The organism is Sphingomonas sp. BGYR3 (assembly GCF_025153455.1).
Taxonomy (GTDB): Bacteria; Pseudomonadota; Alphaproteobacteria; order Sphingomonadales; family Sphingomonadaceae; genus Sphingomonas.
The window spans coordinates 606,978-625,575 of the sequence record NZ_JANZNT010000001.1; the positions used below are offsets into that span (position 1 = coordinate 606,978).

General features: G+C 66.0%; 22 protein-coding genes and 1 other RNA gene. 9 read left to right on the forward strand and 14 right to left on the reverse strand.

The genetic code is table 11. The features are described 5' to 3' along the window. Nucleotides 1–20: 20 nt before the first annotated feature. Both NYR55_RS02795 and NYR55_RS02800 read right to left on the reverse strand, forming a co-directional pair. Nucleotides 21–662, reverse strand: a complete 642-nt coding sequence (locus tag NYR55_RS02795; protein ID WP_260019722.1) for a histidine phosphotransferase family protein — start codon at nt 660–662, stop codon at nt 21–23. Between the two features lie 63 nt (nt 663–725). After that, complete coding sequence (locus NYR55_RS02800) at nt 726–1,109, reverse strand: M67 family metallopeptidase (protein ID WP_260019723.1); 384 nt, start codon at nt 1,107–1,109, stop codon at nt 726–728. Between the two features lie 39 nt (nt 1,110–1,148). Here NYR55_RS02800 and NYR55_RS02805 point away from each other — a divergent pair, with 39 nt between their 5' ends. Both NYR55_RS02805 and rpoH read left to right on the forward strand, forming a co-directional pair. Next, nucleotides 1,149–2,096 carry an RluA family pseudouridine synthase gene (locus NYR55_RS02805; RefSeq protein ID WP_260019724.1) on the forward strand — a complete coding sequence of 316 codons (948 nt, stop codon included), beginning with the start codon at nt 1,149–1,151 and terminating at the stop codon, nt 2,094–2,096. Nucleotides 2,097–2,173: 77 nt separating this feature from the next. Then, entirely contained in the window at nt 2,174–3,076 is a 903-nt protein-coding gene (rpoH, locus tag NYR55_RS02810) for an RNA polymerase sigma factor RpoH (protein ID WP_260019725.1), read from the forward strand. 97 nt (nt 3,077–3,173) lie between these two features. Here rpoH and NYR55_RS02815 read toward each other — a convergent pair whose 3' ends face one another. Further along, nucleotides 3,174–4,352: an acyltransferase family protein gene (locus tag NYR55_RS02815; RefSeq protein WP_260019726.1), complete on the reverse strand. Its 1,179-nt coding sequence runs from the start codon at nt 4,350–4,352 to the stop codon at nt 3,174–3,176. Then, entirely contained in the window at nt 4,349–5,167 is an 819-nt protein-coding gene (locus tag NYR55_RS02820) for a sterol desaturase family protein (RefSeq protein WP_260019727.1), read from the reverse strand. Before NYR55_RS02820 ends, NYR55_RS02815 begins: the two co-directional genes overlap by 4 nt. 198 nt (nt 5,168–5,365) lie before the next feature. Here NYR55_RS02820 and mtgA point away from each other — a divergent pair, with 198 nt between their 5' ends. Continuing rightward, entirely contained in the window at nt 5,366–6,016 is a 651-nt protein-coding gene (gene mtgA / locus NYR55_RS02825; protein ID WP_260021530.1) for a monofunctional biosynthetic peptidoglycan transglycosylase, read from the forward strand. Continuing rightward, nucleotides 6,013–6,660 (forward strand): CAP domain-containing protein, encoded by a 648-nt coding sequence (locus tag NYR55_RS02830; RefSeq protein WP_260019728.1) that lies wholly within the window; start codon nt 6,013–6,015, stop codon nt 6,658–6,660. Before mtgA ends, NYR55_RS02830 begins: the two co-directional genes overlap by 4 nt. Nucleotides 6,661–6,663: 3 nt before the next feature. Here NYR55_RS02830 and NYR55_RS02835 read toward each other — a convergent pair whose 3' ends face one another. The 8 genes from NYR55_RS02835 to NYR55_RS02870 all read right to left on the reverse strand — a co-directional run bounded on the left by NYR55_RS02835 (nt 6,664) and on the right by NYR55_RS02870 (nt 12,602). Further along, nucleotides 6,664–6,906 (reverse strand): hypothetical protein, encoded by a 243-nt coding sequence (locus NYR55_RS02835; protein ID WP_260019729.1) that lies wholly within the window; start codon nt 6,904–6,906, stop codon nt 6,664–6,666. Between the two features lie 60 nt (nt 6,907–6,966). After that, nucleotides 6,967–7,290 carry a YbaB/EbfC family nucleoid-associated protein gene (locus NYR55_RS02840; RefSeq protein WP_260019730.1) on the reverse strand — a complete coding sequence of 108 codons (324 nt, stop codon included), beginning with the start codon at nt 7,288–7,290 and terminating at the stop codon, nt 6,967–6,969. A 26-nt stretch (nt 7,291–7,316) separates the two neighbouring features. Continuing rightward, on the reverse strand, nt 7,317–8,978 hold the full coding sequence (locus NYR55_RS02845; RefSeq protein ID WP_260019731.1) for a DNA polymerase III subunit gamma/tau: 1,662 nt from the start codon (nt 8,976–8,978) through the stop codon (nt 7,317–7,319). 47 nt (nt 8,979–9,025) lie between these two features. After that, nucleotides 9,026–9,123: signal recognition particle sRNA small type (gene ffs / locus NYR55_RS02850), an RNA gene on the reverse strand. Between the two features lie 65 nt (nt 9,124–9,188). After that, on the reverse strand, nt 9,189–10,058 hold the full coding sequence (gene bla / locus NYR55_RS02855) for a class A beta-lactamase (protein WP_260019732.1): 870 nt from the start codon (nt 10,056–10,058) through the stop codon (nt 9,189–9,191). A gap of 14 nt (nt 10,059–10,072) precedes the next feature. Beyond that, on the reverse strand, nt 10,073–10,408 hold the full coding sequence (locus NYR55_RS02860; protein ID WP_260019733.1) for a 2Fe-2S iron-sulfur cluster-binding protein: 336 nt from the start codon (nt 10,406–10,408) through the stop codon (nt 10,073–10,075). Then, entirely contained in the window at nt 10,405–11,499 is a 1,095-nt protein-coding gene (locus tag NYR55_RS02865; RefSeq protein ID WP_260019734.1) for a cysteine desulfurase family protein, read from the reverse strand. Before NYR55_RS02865 ends, NYR55_RS02860 begins: the two co-directional genes overlap by 4 nt. Continuing rightward, the gene (locus NYR55_RS02870) at nt 11,496–12,602 is read right to left on the reverse strand and encodes an aminotransferase class V-fold PLP-dependent enzyme (protein ID WP_260019735.1); all 1,107 of its coding nucleotides are present in this window, start codon (nt 12,600–12,602) and stop codon (nt 11,496–11,498) included. Before NYR55_RS02870 ends, NYR55_RS02865 begins: the two co-directional genes overlap by 4 nt. A 107-nt stretch (nt 12,603–12,709) precedes the next feature. Here NYR55_RS02870 and NYR55_RS02875 point away from each other — a divergent pair, with 107 nt between their 5' ends. Beyond that, nucleotides 12,710–13,366: an alpha/beta hydrolase gene (locus NYR55_RS02875; protein ID WP_260019736.1), complete on the forward strand. Its 657-nt coding sequence runs from the start codon at nt 12,710–12,712 to the stop codon at nt 13,364–13,366. Nucleotides 13,367–13,387: 21 nt separating this feature from the next. Here the strand turns inward: NYR55_RS02875 and NYR55_RS02880 are convergent, their stop codons facing one another. Next, the gene (locus NYR55_RS02880) at nt 13,388–13,582 is read right to left on the reverse strand and encodes a hypothetical protein (RefSeq protein ID WP_260019737.1); all 195 of its coding nucleotides are present in this window, start codon (nt 13,580–13,582) and stop codon (nt 13,388–13,390) included. 17 nt (nt 13,583–13,599) lie between these two features. Continuing rightward, entirely contained in the window at nt 13,600–14,568 is a 969-nt protein-coding gene (locus NYR55_RS02885; RefSeq protein ID WP_260019738.1) for a threonine/serine dehydratase, read from the reverse strand. Nucleotides 14,569–14,720: 152 nt separating this feature from the next. Here NYR55_RS02885 and NYR55_RS02890 point away from each other — a divergent pair, with 152 nt between their 5' ends. The 4 genes from NYR55_RS02890 (at nt 14,721) to NYR55_RS02905 (ending at nt 18,585) form a co-directional block, all read left to right on the forward strand. Next, nucleotides 14,721–15,911 carry a type III PLP-dependent enzyme gene (locus NYR55_RS02890; RefSeq protein ID WP_260019739.1) on the forward strand — a complete coding sequence of 397 codons (1,191 nt, stop codon included), beginning with the start codon at nt 14,721–14,723 and terminating at the stop codon, nt 15,909–15,911. Between the two features lie 112 nt (nt 15,912–16,023). After that, on the forward strand, nt 16,024–17,076 hold the full coding sequence (locus NYR55_RS02895) for a deoxyhypusine synthase (RefSeq protein ID WP_260019740.1): 1,053 nt from the start codon (nt 16,024–16,026) through the stop codon (nt 17,074–17,076). A 62-nt stretch (nt 17,077–17,138) separates the two neighbouring features. After that, nucleotides 17,139–17,582, forward strand: a complete 444-nt coding sequence (locus NYR55_RS02900) for an MAPEG family protein (protein WP_260019741.1) — start codon at nt 17,139–17,141, stop codon at nt 17,580–17,582. A 16-nt stretch (nt 17,583–17,598) separates the two neighbouring features. Then, nucleotides 17,599–18,585 (forward strand): alpha/beta hydrolase, encoded by a 987-nt coding sequence (locus NYR55_RS02905; RefSeq protein ID WP_260019742.1) that lies wholly within the window; start codon nt 17,599–17,601, stop codon nt 18,583–18,585. The last annotated feature ends 13 nt before the right edge of the window (nt 18,586–18,598 follow it).

Below are 18,598 nucleotides of genomic sequence, written 5' to 3' on the forward strand. Positions count from 1 at the left end.
GGGAGAGGGTTAATTCCGCGTTATGCGGCGTGCAGCGATGCCCCGAACAGCAGCACATCGGCGTCGGCGGGCGAAATCATCACGGTGCCGCCCGCATCGCTGACCAGATGCCGGACCAGATGCGCAGCGGCCGCGCGCGGCGTCACCGCTTCCACTGGTTCCCCGGACAGGACGGCGCGCAGTTCGCTGTCCAGGACGATGCGGTCACCCGTCGCGCGCACCACGATTTCCACCTGCTCCCGCTCGATTTCCGCGCCGATATCCAACTGGCCGCCGCGGATCAGGGCATCGCCGCCGATCAGCGCGAGGTTCAGCATCACCTTGACCGCCACCTTGGGCAGGCTCTGCGCGTCGATCATCCAGCCGATGGTCAGCCGCTTGTGATCGGAAAACAGCCCCTCCAGCGCCTGTTTCGCCTCTCGCACATCGACCGAGTCGCCAAAGCCGCCAGCCGCGCCGAACGCCAGGCGAAAGAATTTCAGTTTGTTGGCCGATGCCCGCGCGCTGTCGCTGAGCAGTTCCATGCAGCGCGCCCGCATCTCCGGGTCCGTCTCGTCGGCCAGCAGTTCCAGACCGTTGTTGAGTGCGCCGACCGGCGACAGCAGGTCATGGCAAAGGCGCGAACAAAGCAGGCTGGCGAAATCGGTGGCGCTGATGTTCAAGACTGGCAAACTCCTGATCCCCTTGACCGTCCTTAGTCCGCCGTGCGCCTGAATCGCAAGCGATCAGGCCAGTTCGATGGTCACGGGATCGAAGCGGCCATGCACGGTGCCGCCATTCAACGCGCGCCAGGCCGCCACCCCGCCCGCCCCCACGATCAGCCACAGCCGGCCGTCGGGAACAGCCATCGCGGCATCCGTTGGCGACGGTGCCGCATCGCCGCCGGGATGGGAATGCCACCAGCCGATGAGGACCGGCCCACCCGCCCGCTCGGCACGATAAGCGGCGATCAGCGCGGCGGGATCGATTTCGAAATGGCGATGCGGTTCGGCGGCCACATTCGGCGTTGCGGACCATGCGGTCACGCGATCGACGCTGCCGAACAAAAGCCCGCACGCCTCATCGGGCGCGGCCATAGCCGATTCGTGAACGATCGCGTTCACTATCATCCTTGAAATGGCGATTTTCGATCCCATATCGCGCTCACAATGGATCGGGGGATCTCCACTCTTCAAGCACGCATTTCGGCAGACGCCGATGGATGGCGGCTGGACCGCGCTTTGGCGGACGCCCTGCCCACCTTGTCGCGCGAACGGTTGAAGACGCTGATTGCCGCCGGTGCGGTGATCGGACCCGATGGCCCGGTCCGCGATGCCAAGCGCAAGGCGGCGGCCGGCACGCCCTTTTCGGTGACCATACCCGACCCCGCACCCGCCCATAACGAGGCGCAGGCCATTGCCCTGAACGTCGTGTTCGAGGACGAGCACCTGATCGTGATCGACAAGCAGGCGGGGCTGGTCGTGCACCCGGCGGCGGGCAATCCCGACGGCACGCTGGTCAACGCGCTGCTCCATCATTGCGGGGGATCGCTGTCCGGCATCGGCGGCGTCGCGCGGCCGGGGATCGTGCACCGCATCGACAAGGATACCAGCGGCCTGATGGTGGCGGCAAAGACCGACCGGGCGCATGTCGGCCTGGCCAAGCAGTTCAAGGACCATTCAATCGACCGGCGCTATCTGGCGGTCGTGAACGGTGTACCCAAGGCGGCGGCCGGGACGGTCGATGCGCCGCTGGCGCGATCGCCGGTCAATCGCAAGAAGGTGGCCATCGTGGCCAGCGGCAAGCGGGCGGTGACGCATTGGCGGATGATCCGGCCGCTGGATCATGCAGGGCTGGTCGAATGTCGGCTGGAAACCGGGCGGACGCATCAGGTTCGGGTCCACATGGCATCGCTCGGCCACGCGCTGATCGGCGATCCGGTGTATGGCCGGGCGGGTGGCCGGCATCATCGGATGCTGGAAACCATCGGTTTCAGGCGTCAGGCCTTGCACGCAGCGCGGTTGGGGTTCATTCATCCTGTCACAAAGAACGCTTTGTCGTTCGATAGCGATGCTCCCGCTGACATTCAGGAACTGATCGTTCATCTTGGCGGTTGAAATTCAATACGGCTGAAGAGGCAGGTGGCGCGAAGATCGCGGACCTGCCCTAATCCGGCGGAAAGGGAGTCCTGGTTATGGCAAAATCGAGCAATGTCCCGGCGACGATCCCGGCGCTTGGCGGCGAGGCGAGCCTGAGCCGCTATCTGTCGGAGATCAAGAAATTCCCGATCCTGGCGCCCGAGCAGGAATATATGCTCGCCAAGCGGTTTCAGGAGCATGGCGATCCAGAGGCGGCGGCGCAGCTGGTGACCAGCCACCTGCGGCTGGTGGCCAAGATTGCCATGGGGTATCGCGGCTATGGTCTGCCGGTCAGCGAGCTGATTTCCGAAGGGAATATCGGGCTGATGCAGGGCGTGAAGAAGTTCGAGCCCGACCGGGGTTTCCGCCTCGCAACCTATGCCATGTGGTGGATCCGCGCGAGCATTCAGGAGTTCATCCTGCGGTCGTGGAGCCTGGTCAAGATGGGCACCACGGCGGCGCAGAAGAAGCTGTTCTTCAACCTGCGCCGGATGAAGGCCAAGCTGGACGCGTTCGAGGACGGCGATCTGCGGCCCGAGGACGTGGCCAAGATCGCGCACGACCTGGGCGTGACCGAGGAGGAAGTAACCTCCATGAACCGCCGCATGGCGATGGGCGGGGATACCTCGCTCAACGTGTCGATGCGCGACGATTCCGAAAGCCAGTGGCAGGATTGGCTGGCCGATGAAGGTCCGTTGCAGGACGAGCGGGTCGCCGAAGCGCAGGAGGCGGATGTTCGCCACGCGCTGCTGATCGAGGCGATGGACGACCTGAACGAGCGCGAGCGGCACATCCTGACCGAGCGGCGGCTGACCGACGATCCCAAGACGCTGGAAGAGCTGAGCCAGGTTTATAACGTCAGCCGCGAGCGGGTTCGCCAGATCGAGGTACGCGCGTTCGAAAAGCTGCAAAAGGCGATGATGCGGCTGGCCGGGGAGCGGCGGCTGATCACCGCCTGACGCCCGTCAACCGATAACCCGGACGATACCGGCCGGCTGTTCCAGTCCCGCATTCGCGGTCGGAAACAGCCGGCCGTTTTGTTGTGCGGCGGATCGGTCAGGCAGCCGTCGCAGGACTGGCGGCCGGAGTAGCGGGCCTGGCCAGCTTTGCCGGTCCGTTCAGCCAACGGTCGATGGGGCCACCCCGGATCAGCCAGCGATAGCTGACCAGCAACAGCGCCATGCTGCCCGCCGACGCGATCAGATATTTGACCAAAGGCGGCAATGGCAGCGGCAGCATCAGGATGGGCAACAGCAGCGCCGGGATCATATGGGCGATATAGACCCAGTAGGAGCTGGCCGACAGGAACCGTACGACCGGGCCGGGCCGCCGGGCAAAGCGAAGCGCGGCGGACAGGCCGGCCAGCGATACGGTCCACGACAGGACGCCGAACGCGAGCGCATAGGGCAGCCGTTCCAGCTTTCGCGACGTCCAGATGTCGATCGGCCAGGTCCACACGACCGCAAAATAGAGCGGCAGCATCAGTAGCGCGCCCGCCAGCAGCCAGGCCCAGCGCCGCGCCAGCACGCCCAGCAATTCGGGCTGGCGATGGCAGTACCAGCCATACAGATAGGCAGCACCAAAGGCGACCAGCACATGCACGCTGGGCACCAGGGTCGATGGCGGGATTGAGGTCATCGGGTCCCACCCGCGGAACAGCGTCATCGCCGCCGCGATCGGCAGGCCGAACAGCAGCGGCGTGATCCAGCTGTTCACGGCCAGCGCCATCCAGCGGTCGATCCACGCCGGGATGGTCGACCGGACCCGCACCAGCGCAACGGTCAGCGCATAGAAAATCGCGATGACGTACAGAAACCACAAATGGGTCAGCGGAAACTGGATGACGGGATTGAAGCCGTCGGCAACCCCCGTGCCATACCGGGTGATGGCGCGGTCGCCCAACCGCCAGATGAACGGCACCACCGCATAATAGCCAAGGCCGAACACGATCAGGGGCAGGACGATGCGGATCAGCCGGTCGCGGATGAAAAACGCCTCCCCCTTTCCCACGAACAGGGCACGTGCGGCAAACCCGCTGATCAGGAAAAAGGTGATCATGATCGACAGCTGCGCCAGGAAAACCTGAAGCGCGACGATCATGTCGAACCCGTCATACGCCGCCCAGACGGGCAGCGAGATATAGGTCATGCCGACATGGGCCATGACGACCAGGATGACGAGGACGATCCGGGCAACGTCCAGCCCGTACAGGCGCTGGGGCGCGGCGGCGGTCATGCGTTGCCCTGCGAACCGGCGGCGGCGACCGGCGCCGCCTGAGCCGTGCCGCGACGGCGGAACAGCGGGCGGGCATTGGCATCGAAGCGTTCGCGATAGTGGGGATGCTCGGTGCCCATCATCCGGTCCCACCAGGTGAACCACAGCCCGAAATTGTAGCGCCCCTCGCTGTGATGCAGGTCGTGATGCGTCGTCGTGGCAAACCATTGCGTGATGCGGCCGCGCGCAAAGCCGGGCCAGGCCAGTTCATATCCGGAATGGCCGAACGCGTTGTGGATCACCTGATGCGCCACGAAAAACCCGACATTTTCGGGCGCCGTCGGCACCAGCAGCACCCAAAGCGGCACGAAACCGACCTGAACCGCAGCCTCGATCGGCGAGAAGGCATAGCTGGCCAGCGCGGTCGGCGCCTTGGACTGATGATGGGTCAGGTGAACGGTGCGGAACAGCCGCCGTCCGTGCATCATCCGGTGGGTCCAGTAGAAATAAGTGTCATGACCAATGGCCATGGCGATCTGAAACAGGATCGTCGCACCGACAGACAGCTGAAAGGACCGCCAAGTCAGCACGCCCGTGTACAGGCCGACGATGGTCAGCGTGATGACCCCGGCAAAGACGACGCAGGAAACCAGCGATGCTGCAATCTCGCGGCGAACATCCTTGAACTTCAGTGGCTTGTCCTGAATCTTGCGCGGTGCCAGCCAGCGGGACAGCGCCAGAAAGGCCAGGAACATCCCCCCCGCCACCAGCAGATAGCGCACCGTTTCGCCCAGCGTAATGACGCCGAACCAGGTCAGATAGAAATTCAGATCCATCGAAATCCCCCAATTTCGCAGTGCATCATACGCATATTTCAGCCATTTCGCACGCAGTTTTCCCGGGTTTACGGCGCGCCCTGGTGCCGCTGTTTGGGTCAGTTTGCCGGTGACGAGCGTGCCCGGCCGCGTTATGAGCGGGATGTGGGACGGGTGGCGCAACAGCGATGGTTCGGGCGATTGCTCCGCTGGATCGGGATGGCCATTGGCGCCTTCGTCGCGCTGTCCCTGCTGATGGTCGTCATCTATCGCTTTGTCCCCGTCCCGATCACCTGGACGATGATCGGCGATGCACTGGCCGGGCATGGGGTGGAAAAGCAGTGGCGATCGCTGGACCGCATCGACCGCGACATGGCGCGCGCGGTGATCGCTGGCGAAGACGCGCGCTTCTGTTCGCATTACGGGTTTGATTACAAGGCGATTGCTGCTGCGGCGGCACGCAACGCAACCGGCCGGGGCGTCCTGCGCGGTGGATCGACGATCAGTCAGCAGACCGCCAAGAACGTGTTCCTGTGGCAGGGCGGCGGCCTGTTTCGCAAGGCGCTGGAGGCGTGGTTCACGCTGCTGATCGAAACGATCTGGGGCAAGCAGCGGATCATGGAAGTCTATCTGAACGTCGCGGAAACCGGCATCGGCACCTATGGCGTCGAAGCGGGGGCGCGGCGATATTTCAAGCATGGTGCCGACCGGTTGAGCCGGACCGAGGCGGCACGCATTGCCGCCGTCCTGCCGCTGCCCAAAAAACGGCCGGGCAGCGCGCCCAGCGGCTGGACCCGCCGGTATGGCAACCGGATCGCGGCGCGAATCGGCGTGGTCGCGAACGAGGGCATGGATTCCTGCCTGCGGTGACGCTTTGCCGGGCGGCATTGGCGGCGATGCTGGCATGGGCCGCACCGTCCGTCGCGCAAGACCCGCCCGAGCCGCCAAGCGGGGAGGCGGTACTGGCCGAACTGAACCGGATGCGTTCCGATCCCGGGCGATATGGCGATGCGATTGGCGAGCGCGCCCGCTGGTTCGTGGATGCGCGCGTCTATCGCCCGCCCGGCGATCCGGTCGGCATCCTGACGCTCGAAGGGCCAGCGGCGGTGCGCGAAGCGGCGGATGCCCTGCGCCGGGTGACGCCGATGCCGCTGCTGTCGCCGTCGCCAAAACTGAATGCAGGCGCGATGCAGCTTGCCCGCGAACAGGCGGCAAGCGGCGCGATCGGCCATCGCGACCGGATGGGGCGCGGGCCGGGCGAACGGGTTAGGGCACTGGGCGGCGATATCTTTGTCGCCGAAGTGATCAGCTATGGCCATGTCAGCGCGCGCGACGTGATCATGGCGCTATTGATCGATGATGGGGTCGGTCGCCGCGGGCACCGGGTCACACTGCTGGATCGGCAGAACCGGTTTGCGGGCGTCGGCTGCGCGCCGCACAGCCGGTATCGTATCGTCTGCGTAATCGACCTGTCGAGCGGGCGGGACGGCCAGTACGTCCCGCCCGGTCCGTAAGGGTTATTCGCCGGGCACGGCCTTTTCGATGGCGTCACCCGCCTTGTCGGCGGCGTCTCCGACCGATTTGGCGGCTTCGGTGACTGCTTCGGTCTTTGCAGATTCCTGGTTGTTCTGATTGATCAGATAGAACGCGCCGATCACGACCGCCAGCAGCAGCGCGATGCCGATCAGGATCGTGCCGCCGCCGCCGCGCTTTTCGATCACCGTCGTATGCGTCGGCTGCGGATTCGTCTGATTATCCATGATGTTCCCTCCTTGTTGATGGAGGTTGCAACATCCGGCAAACCGTTATGGTTCCTTCGATCAGAAGGGCAGCTTGAAACCCGGCGGCAACGGGATGCCCGCGCTGAGTTTCGACATTTCGCCCTGTGCCGCCGCATCCGCCTTTGCTCGCGCGTCGTTCATGGCGGCGGTGATCAGATCCTCCAGCATGGTCTTTTCGGTCGGGGCCAGCAGCGAATCGTCGATGTCGATGCCGATGATGCGGCCCTTTGCACTGGCGCGCACCTTAACGAGGCCGCCACCGGCGGCGCCCTCAACCTCGATCCCGTCCAGATTAGCCTGCGCCTTTTCCAGTTCGTTCTGGACGTTCTGCGCCATGGCCATGATGTCTTCGAGCGATTTCATACTTCACCTGTCCATCCGATTTGCGGTCAATCGACCAGCTTTGCCCCCGGAAACGCCGCCATCGCCGCCGCAACCAGCGGCGATGCCAGGATGGCCGCCCGCCGGGCGTCGGCCGCCTGCTCCTCCTGCTCCCGCAATGTGGGGTCTCCCTCTGCCGCGACAAGCGTCACCGACCATGCAGTCGATGTGCTGTCGCGCAATGCACGGGTCAGTTCGCCGACCAGTTCGGCGGGCAGCGGGCGGGCGCTGCTGATTTCCAGCGCGGGCGGCGCATAGCGGACCGGGCGCAACAGGTTGCGAACCTGTGCCGCGATCTGGCCAAAACCGCGATCGGTGAGGAGGTCGACCATGTCGGCCAGCGTCGCCGGCAAGGGAGGCATTGCCGGATCGGTGGCGGCAGTAGCGGCAGCGGCAGGTGCCGGTTCGGCCGCGCGGGCCGATGGTGCGGCGGCGGCGGCGGGCACGGCTGGCGCCTCGGCCGGCAGGGTGACCTCTCCGCCCCGGATCATCCGAGCCAGCGTGCCGGGATCGGGCAGTTCGGCGGCATGGACGATCCGCAGCAGCGCCATTTCGCACGCCTCGATCGGCAGGGCGGCGCGCGTCACCTCGTCATGCGCGCGCAGCAACAGCTGCCACAGCCGGTGGAGCCGGGCATGGGTCAGGCCTGCCGCCCATTCCTCCAGCGCGGCCTGTTCCTCCGCCGAACGGGCAACGCCGCTGTCCGCGCCGATCTTGGTCAGCGTAACGGCGTGCACCGTTTCCAGAAGGGTGCGCAGCACGGCGAGCGGATCGACGCCCAGATCATATTGCCCGCGAAGGCCGGCCAGCGCGGCCTGCGCATCGCCGGCCAAGAGGTGCCCCAGCAGTGCGCGGATCGCCCCGCGATCGGACAGGCCCAGCATCTGGCGAACCGCCTCTGCCGACACGCCGCCGCCCTCCATCCCGGCATGGGCAATCGCCTGATCCAGGATCGACAGGCCGTCGCGCGCCGACCCCTCGGCTGCGCGGGCGATCAGGCCCAGCGCCTCCGGCTCCGCCTCGAACCCCTCGGCCGCGGTGACCTTTTGAAAATGTTCGGCCAGCAATTCCGCGGGAATCCGGCGCAGGTCGAACCGCTGGCACCGCGACAGGACGGTGACCGGCACCTTGTCAACTTCTGTAGTTGCAAAAAGAAACTTAACCCGTGACGGCGGCTCCTCAAGTGTTTTCAAAAGAGCGTTAAACGCTTCTTTTGTCATCATGTGGACTTCATCAATAATGTAGACAAGAAATCGAGCTATATTTGGCCCGGTGCGTACTATGTTTATGACTTCTCGAACCCCGTCGATGCCCCGATTACTCGCCGCATCCATCTCAATAACATCCATATCACGACCTGCCGCAATATTGATGCAATGACTGCACACCCCGCACGGGTCGATGGTCGGCCCGCCCTGCCCGTCCGGGCCGACGCAGTTCAGCGCCTTTGCGATCAGCCGCGCCGTCGATGTCTTGCCGACCCCGCGAACGCCGGTCAGCAGAAAGGCATGAGCCAGCCGGTCGCGCCGGATGGCATTGCCCAGCGTTTGAACCATCGCATCCTGGCCGATCAGCTGGCTGAACGTCTGGGGCCGGTATTTGCGGGCGAGCACGCGATAGGCGGCGTCGCGCGGCTGTGGGGGCTCACCAAGGTCGAAGGAATCGGACATTGCCCGACTGTCTAGCGACAGCGGCCGATGATGTCGAAGGATGTTGATAGGGTGGGAGCCGGAACGACCCGTAGCGAAATCACTGTGGCTGCTTCCGTCAGGACCTGACCCGGTTCGCGACGACCACGTCCGCCCGACTCCCGTGCGGGCATATGGGCCAAGGGCGCGCGCGATGCAAGCGCCGCCCCCGCGGGCCGCCCGGCAGCGGCGCTATCGCGCCCAGATCGCGCCGATCAGTTTGCCCACCTCGACATGCACGGCATCCGCCTTTGCCGGGTCAAGGCCGGGGGCGTCGAGATAGCTGGCGATGATGATCGGCTTGCGGCCCGGCGGCGTGGCGATGGCGACATCGTTCCACTGTCCCCGCCCGCTGGTGCCCGTCTTGTCCCCGACCACCCAGTTGGCGGGCAGCCCCGCGCGCAGCCGCTTCAGCCCGGTCTGGGATGCGACCATCCATCCGATCAGCCTTTGCCGGGATGCGGCGCTCAACACCTCGCCCCCGGTCAGCAGCTGCTTGGTCAGCCGGGCCATGGCATAGGGGATGGTGGTATCCAGCTCGCCGCCGGCGGCGAAGCGGTTCAGTTCCGGCTCCATCCGGTCAAGGCGCGTTGCCGGATCGCCCGATTGACGGATGAAGCGGGTCAGCCCGCCCGGCCCACCGATTTTCATGAGCAGCAGGTTGGCGGCGCTGTTGTCCGATTGTTCGACGGCGGCTGCGCACAATGCTTCGACGCTCAGTTCCCCCGTCGCGGCGGCCGCGCGGACCACCGGGGCGTATTCGAGCAGGTCGGCGGCGGTAAAGCGCACCTTGTCCGTCAGAGCCATCTGGCCCCGTTCGACGCGGGCCAGAACGGCGGCGGCCAGCACCAGTTTGAAGGTGGAAAGCAGCGGATAGCGCGCCTCTGCATCGATCATCAGCCGCTGGCCGGTATTGGTGTTGAGCGCGGCAACGCCGATGCGCCCGTCCGTCCCCTCCAGCAATGCCGCGATCGGATCGCGCGCCTGTGCCCATGCGGGCGTGGACAGGCCGGTAACGGTGGCGATCGCGCCCCCGACGATCAACTGGCGACGGGTCGGCATCATATCGTCCTTTCCTATCGGCCCTGCATGTCCCGATGGCCGCCCGGAATCCGGACGGTCAGGCCGTCCAGCGCATCGGTCAGCACGATCTGGCACGCAAGCCGGCTGTGACGGGTCGCCCCAAGGGCAAGGTCGAGCATATCCTCTTCCTCCTCGACGGGGGGCGGCAAGCGATCGAAATGGTCGGCGGCGACGATGACGTGACAGGTGCTGCACGCCATCTGCCCCTCGCACGTTCCCTCCAGCGGCTGACCGGCGGCCTGCGCCACCTCCAGCAGCCGGGCGCCGGGCGCGGCCTCAGCCTCGCGCACCGTTTCCCCGTCGGGCGCGACGAAGCGGACGGTAATCATGCGGCGATCCGCTGGGCGCGGACTGCATCGAGGATATTGCCGGTTGCGGTCATCACTTCTTCCTCGCTGGTCATGCGGCCAAGGCCGATGCGGATGCTCGACCGCGCCTCGGCATCGTCAAGCCCGATCGCCTTAAGCACATGACTTGGCCGTCCGGACCCGCTTGCACAAGCGGAACCGGCAGAAAAGGCGATGTGGCGAAGGTCGCTCATCAACCGGGCGACATCCAGCCCGGCATGGCGGACATTGAGATTGCCGCGCCAGCGATCCGTGGCCGATCCGTTCAGCGTCCAGCCCGGCCCCAACCGCTCGAGGAACAGGCGGAACAGGGCATCAATGCGCGTCGCATCGGTGCCCATCCGCTGGGCCGACACGCGGGCGGCCGCGCCGAACCCGGCACACAGCGCGGGCGACAGCGTGCCGGAACGGCCCGCCGCCTCCTGCCCCCCGCCATGGATCAGCGGCGACAGGGTCACGCCATCCCGGATCCACAGGGCGCCGATCCCCTTTGGCCCGTACATCTTGTGCGCGGACACCGCGATCAGATCGCCGACCGAGGGCAGCGACAGCTTGCCCGCCGCCTGTACCGCGTCGATCAGCATCAGTGCGCCGGCATCGGCCGCGATGCGGGCCAGCGGCTCCAGCGGCTGAATGACGCCAATTTCGTTATTGACCGCCATCACCGCGACCAGCCCGGTGCCCGGCCGGATCGCCTGTGCCGCACGGTCCAGATCGACCCGCCCGTCCGAGCCGACCGGCAGGATGGTGACCGGCCGGCCAGCGCGCTGTTCGGCCGCGACAGTATCAAGCACGGCGGCGTGCTCGCTTGCCAATGTCACGATCGGGCCGCTGGTGCCGCGGATCGCCCAGTTCAGCGCCTCTGTCGCGCCGCTGGTGAAGCTGACGCTGCCGCCCGGCGGCAACAGGGCGGCGATTTCGGCGCGCGCCACCTCCACCGCGGCACGGGCGCGGCGGCCGGGCGCGTGGGGCGAGTGCGGATTGGCAAAGCCGTCACCGGTCAGCCAGGGCAGCATCGCGTCCAGCGCCTCCGGCGCCAGCGGCGTTGTCGCCTGATAATCCAGATAGATCATGCCGCCGCCTGATCGTCCTCGTCCGGGCAATCGGGCTGACAGCCGATATCGCGCCAGGCGGCGATGACGGCATCGACATCGGCATCGCTGGTATCCCGGCCGAAACTGATGCGGATCACTTCCCCCGCCTCGTCCCCGTCAATGCCCATATGGGCCAGCACATGGCTGGGCCGCATCGATCCCGACGAACAGGCGCTGCCCGCCGACACCGCGATCCCGGCCATGTCGAACCGGATCAGCTGCGTCGTCGCCTTCATCCCCGGCATCCGATAGGCACCGATCAGCGGCGAACGCCGGCCGGCATCCTCGCCAATGACCTCGCCCCCGGCATCCTGGATCGCGTTTTCAAGCCGCTCGCGAAGATCGGTCAGATGGTCGATCGGCTCCGGCTCGGCCAGGGCGGCGGCAAAGCCAAGGGCGGCTGGCAGGTTTTCGGTCCCGCCACGATAGCCCCGCTCCTGCCCGCCCGTCGGCAGCAACTGACCGAGATTGCGGACCAGCAGCGCGCCGACGCCCGGCGGGCCGCCGCGCTTGTGCCCCGAAACCGCAATGAAATCGGCATGGTCCTGCGGACGATCGGCATCCGACCAGCCCGACGGCATCTGTGCCGCATCCACGAACAACAGGCCGTCGACGGCGCGCACCCGTTCCGCCACCGCAGCCAGCGGTTGCAGAACGCCGGTTTCGTTGTTGCCCCACTGAACCACGACCAGCGGCCGTTCCCCGGCATCGGCCAATAGCGATTCGAGCCGGTCCAGATCGACCTCTCCGTCCGGATCGACGGGCAGCATCACGGGATCGCTGGCCGCGCGCATCACCGCATCATGTTCGGTCACGCCGATCAGTCGTCGCCCGGCCTGAGCGCGGCGCAGGACGATGCGGATCGCCTCTGTCGCGCCGCTGGTCAGGATCACGTCATGGGGCCAGGCATAGGCGGCGGCGATCGACGCGCGCGCCTGTTCAAGCCGCGCGCGGGCACGGCGGCCCTCGGCATGGGGCGAGGACGGATTGGCCCATTCGCCCAGCGCATCGGCCATTGCCGCCCGGGCCGCCGGCAGGATGGGCGTGGTTGCGGCATGATCCAGATAGACGCGGCTAGCCATCGGCAATTCCATTCGCGCACCGGCAATGATTGCGTGTGCGGCTCAACCGCCTATATAGCCGGGCACTTCGCCCGCGCCAGCGTGCCCAGCCATTTTCGCGAGTTGCCATGCCCGAAGTCATCTTCCCCGGCCCCGAAGGCCGTCTTGAAGGCCGTTTTGCCCCCGGCCCGCGCCCCCGCGCACCGGTGGCCATGATCCTGCACCCCCATCCGCAATCGGGTGGCACGATGAACAACCGCATCGTGCAGGAATTGTACAAGACGTTCCAGCGGCGCGGCTTTGCCACGCTCCGGTTCAATTTCCGGGGCGTCGGCAAGAGCCAGGGCGTGTTCGACAACGGCATCGGCGAATTGTCCGACGCCGCCGCCGCGCTGGATTGGGTTCAGAGCTTTCACCCCGAGGCACAGACCACCTGGGTCGCGGGATACAGCTTTGGCGCGTGGATCGGGATGCAGCTGCTGATGCGCCGTCCGGAAATCCGCGGCTTCATCTCGATCGCCCCGCCGGCGAACATGTATGATTTCACCTTCCTTGCCCCCTGCCCGTCATCGGGCATCATCATTCAGGGCGATGCAGACGAGGTGGTGACGCCGGGCGCGACGCTGAAGCTGGTCGAAAAGCTGCGCACGCAAAAGCACATCACCATCCACCACGACACGATTCGCGGGGCGAACCATTTCTTTCAGAACGAGATGGACGACCTGATGGGCAGCGTGGACAAGTATCTGGATTTCCGGCTGGATCCTTCCTGCCCGATCCGCTGACCGACGCCCGGGCTGTCCCCGTCACGCAGCGGGCGGGGGCAGCGACCAGATCAGGACATTGGCGAACAGGATCGCCGCCAGGATCAGCATCAGCACCGGTTTCCGGCGCGGTCCGCCCCGCCGCAACAGGGCGACTGCGCCGATCACCAGCGCAAAGACGGCGATCATCGCGACGGCAGGCGCGGCATTTCCGATGGCGGTGACAGCGTTCGGCATCAACGCGCTTTAGCCGATCAGTCCGATTCAGCCAGCACCCGTGCGAACGCATCCATGTCCGTATTGCCGCCGGACAGGATCACCAGCATCCCCGGCACCGGATCGACCTTTCCGGCCAGCAATGCCGCCAGCGCCGCCGCACCGCCCGGTTCGACGACCAGCCGCAGGCGGGCCGCGGCCCAGCGTTGCGCCGCCCGCACCTCTGCCTCGCTGACCGCAACGCCGGTCGCGCCGCGCCGGGCCAGCACCTCGAACGTCCGTTCGGCAACGCGCGGCGTCTGAAGCGAATCGCACGCCGTGGGCGGCGCATCCGGGCCGACGGGTTCGATCCACCCCGCCTCCAGGCTGCGGCGCATATCGTCCCACCCCTCCGGCTCGGCCAGCGTGATCGGCACGTCGGGCAGCGCGAGCGCGAGCCCGGCGGCCAGCCCGCCGCCGCCACAGGGCACCAGCACATGCGACGGATCGGGCAGCCGCTGTTCGACCATCTGGCTCATCGCCTCGATCCCCACACTGCCCTGCCCCTCGATCACCCAGGGGTCGTCGAAACTGGGTACCAGCGTCGCGCCGCGGGCATGGGCAAGGTGCGCGGCGATCTTTTCCCGCGATTCGGTGGCGCGGTCATAGGTGACGACCTCTGCCCCCAGCGCCAGCGTTGCATCGCGCTTCACCCGCGGCGCATCGGCGGGCATCACGATGACGGCCGGCATGTTCAGCCGCCGCGCAGCCCAGGCCACGCCCTGAGCATGGTTGCCGGAGGAAAAAGCGACGACCCCGGCAGCGCGCGCCGACGGATCGATCGCGGTCAGCCGGTGCCATGCGCCGCGCAGTTTGAACGCGCCGATGGGTTGCAGACATTCCGCCTTGAACTGCACCTCCACACCCCGGACGTCCGCCGAAAACAGCGGCGTCGGCGGCAGGATTGCGGCAATTTTTGCGGCGGCGTCGCGCACCCCGGCCCGGGTTGGCTGTCTAATTAATGTCACACCATCATCCTGACCCGAAAAAACCCGGTGCATGTGTCTTTACAGCCGGGGTCATTCTGCATATGTCCGCGCCTCCGCTGCCCCATGGGACTTCCAACCGCAAGGCAGCTTTTCGTCAATGTTTGCCGCAAGGCATTTGGAGGTCCCTTGAATTGCACAAGCATCATAGCGCGCTGGGGCTAGCTGTCTCCAATCGGCCGGTTGCTCCGGTCACGCTCGTTCGCCCGCACGCAGCATCGCGTGCCGCCCGCTTCTTTGTCGAGAAGTTTCCGGGGCGGTCGATGTATGCGGTCAAGGCGAACCCGTCGCCCGATCTGCTCCGCATCCTGTTCGATGCCGGGGTGACGCATTTCGACGTCGCCTCCATCGGCGAGGTGCGCCTTGTCGCCCGCGAAGTGCCGGGAGCGACCCTGTGTTTCATGCACCCGGTCAAGGCCGAGGAAGCGATCGAAGAGGCGTATTTCACGCATGGCGTCCGCACCTTCTCGCTCGACACGGTCGAGGAGCTGGAAAAGATCGTCCGGGCTACGCGCGGGGCGACCGACCTGACGCTGTGCGTCCGGCTGCGCGTGTCGTCCGATCATTCCAAGCTGAGCCTTGCCGCCAAGTTCGGCGCTGCGCCGGGCGAGGCCAAGGAACTGCTGATGGCGACCCGCCAGGTGGCGGACGCGCTGGGCATCTGTTTCCATGTCGGCAGCCAGGCGATGAGCCCGGAAGCCTATGCCAACGCCATGGAGCGCGTGCGCATCGCGATTGTCGAGGCGGGCGTGACCGTGGACGTGGTGGATGTGGGCGGAGGCTTTCCGTCCAGCTATCCCGGCATGGAGCCGCCGCCGCTGGAGCGGTATTTCGCGACGATCCACCGCGCGTTCGAAAGCCTGCCGATCAGCTATTCCGCCGAATTGTGGTGCGAGCCGGGCCGTGCGCTGTGCGCCGAATACAGCTCGATCATCGTGCGCGTGGAAAAGCGCCGCGGGGACGAATTGTACATCAACGACGGTGCCTATGGCGCGTTGTTCGATGCGGCCCATATCGGCTGGCGCTTTCCGGTCCGCCTGCTGCGCGAGCCGGACAGCAATGCCCGCGACATGGCGTTCAGCTTTTACGGCCCGACCTGCGACGATCTGGACCACATGACCGGCCCGTTCATGCTGCCGGCCGATGTGCGTGCAGGCGATTATATCGAGGTCGGGATGCTGGGCGCCTATGGCGCGGCGATGCGGACCGCGTTCAACGGCTTTGGCTCCGATACCACGGTCGCCGTCGACGATGAACCGATGACCAGCCTGTATGTCGAGGCGGATGACCGCGACGCAGTGGCATCCAACGTCGTCAAGCTGTAACAGCACTGCCATTGAATGCCGTCATGCCGGTGTGTGCTGGCATGACGGCATTTGCTTTTGGGTTTGCGCGTCCCCGACCCCAATGACTGCGTGATTGATCGAGAGACCAACCATGACCGACACCCCAATCAACGACACCCGCAAGGCGGAACTGCTGTCCAAGCAGGTCGAGCATATCGACATCACCAGTTTCGATGCGCGCCCGATCGTGGAAGCGATGGGCAAGATGAGCTTTACCAGCCGCGACCTCGCTCGCGCGACCGGCATCTACAACATGATGCTGGAAGATCCGGACTGCACCATCTTCCTGGTCATCGCCGGTTCCACCTCGGCCGGCGGCTGCATGGACCTGTATGCGGAACTGGTCCGGTCGAACATGGTCGATGCCGTGGTCGCCACCGGCGCCACCATCGTCGACATGGATTTCTTCGAAGGGCTTGGTCACAAGCACTATCAGGCGCTTGAAATCCCGGACGATAACACGCTGCGTTCGCTGTATATCGACCGCATCTACGACACCTATATCGACGAGGTGGCGTTGCAGGATTGCGACCACACCATCGGCAAGATCGCCGACAGCCTGGAGCCGCGCGGCTATTCCAGCCGCGAGTTCATCAAGCACATGGGCAAGTACCTGGTCGAGCACGGCAAGAAGGACAACAGCCTGGTCAAGCTCGCCTATGAGCATGACGTGCCGATCTTTTGCCCCGCCTTTGTCGACTCGTCGGCCGGCTTTGGCCTGGTCAAGCATCAGGTCGACCGGGCCAAGGAAGGCAAGCCGTACATGATGCTGGACGCAATCGCGGATTTCCGCGAGCTGACCGACATCAAGATCAAGGCGGGCGCATCGGGCCTGCTGATGATCGGCGGCGGCGTACCCAAGAACTTTGTGCAGGACACCGTCGTCTGCGCCGAAATCCTGGGCCATGACGATGTCGCCATGCACAAGTATGCGGTGCAGATCACCGTTGCAGACGTGCGCGACGGCGCGTGCTCGTCCTCGACGCTGCAGGAAGCGGCCAGCTGGGGCAAGGTGCAGACGGTGCATGAGCAGATGGTGTTCGCCGAAGCGGGCAGCGTGATGCCCCTGCTGGCCAGCGACGCCTATCACCGCGGCGCATGGAAGGACCGGGCCAAGCGCCGCTGGGCCAGCATCTTCGGCTGATCTTGCAAAGCAGGTTCGACTGATCCAGCCTCCCCCGGAGATATTCGGGGGAGGCTTTTTTCATGAATCCGGAGCTTGGCGGCATCGCCATCCTGCAACCCGTCGTCGCGCTGGTCGGATGGACGCTGGTGATGTGGGGGTGGATGTATGCGGCCCGCATCCCCGCGATGCGCCGGGCGGGCATCGACGTGGCGAACCTGACCGGCGGCACCGGCGCTGACCTGCGCCAGCGGATCGAGCCGAAAAGCCAGTGGCCCGCCGACAATTACAATCACCTGCTGGAACAGCCCGTGCTGTTTTATGCCATCGCCCTGACGCTGGCGATGATCCATCAGGGCGGCGGGGTGAATGCCGGCATCGCATGGGCATATGTGGGGTTGCGGATTGCACATTCGCTGGTGCAGGTGACGGTCAACCGGGTGATCATCCGGTTTGCGCTGTTTACCCTGGCCACCCTGGCGCTGGCGGCGCTGACCCTGCACGCGGCAATCGCCCTGTTCCGTTGAAGCACAAGGACACGACATGACCCTGACCCTGGACCGGCGCGGCGTGATTGGCGGGGCCATCGGCCTGGCGGGCGTATCCGGCGCCGCCCCTGCCCTGGCGCAGGCCGGCCCGGCGCTGACCAGCTGGCCGCCCGCCGGTGCCATCCCGCTCTGGCCGGGAAAGCCGCCCCATTCGCCGGCCAACCTGCCGCCGCCCAACAATTCGATCAACGGCGCGCCCAATGACCGCCAGCTATGGGGACGCGGCATCGCCATGCCGACGCTGGCGGTGTTTCGCCCCGCCAAGGCCAATGGCCGCGCGGTGCTGGTCATCCCCGGGGGGGGCTATGCCTTTGTCTCGGTGGAAAATGAGGGCGTGAACGTCGCCCGGTCGCTGAACGCGCTGGGCTATACCGTGTTCGTCCTGACCTATCGCCTGCCGGGCGAGGGATGGACGACCCGCTGGGACGTGCCGATGCAGGATGCCCAGCGCGCGATGCGGATCATCCGGTCGCGTTGGAGCGAATATAATATCGACCCGCGGCGGGTGGGCGTGATCGGCTTTTCCGCTGGCGGTCACCTGGCGCTGTCGCTGGCGGTGGGCCATGCCGATGCGCTGTACCGGCCGGTGGACAATGCCGATCGCTTGCCCGCCCGGCCGGACTGCCTTGGCCTCGTCTATCCCGTGTCCACCGTCGCGCCGGGCAGCGGCCTGAAAGGGCAGTCGGCGATCAACCTGCTTGGGCCGAACCCGCCGGCTGCTGCCGTCGCGCGCTATTCGTCGGACAAGCGGATCGCGACCGGGATGCCGCCGGTGCTGCTGGTCCATGCGGTGGACGACGGGCTGGTGCCGGTCGACATGAGCCTGGGTATTTTCGCCGCCGCCCGCAGCGTGGGGACCAAGGCGGAGCTGCACCTCTATGAACTGGGCGGCCACGGGTTCGGCATGGCGCTGAACAGCACGCATCCGGCGCATGGATGGGGCAACATGTTCGCCCGGTTTCTGGGCCGGCATCTGGCCTGAACCGGGGCGCGGA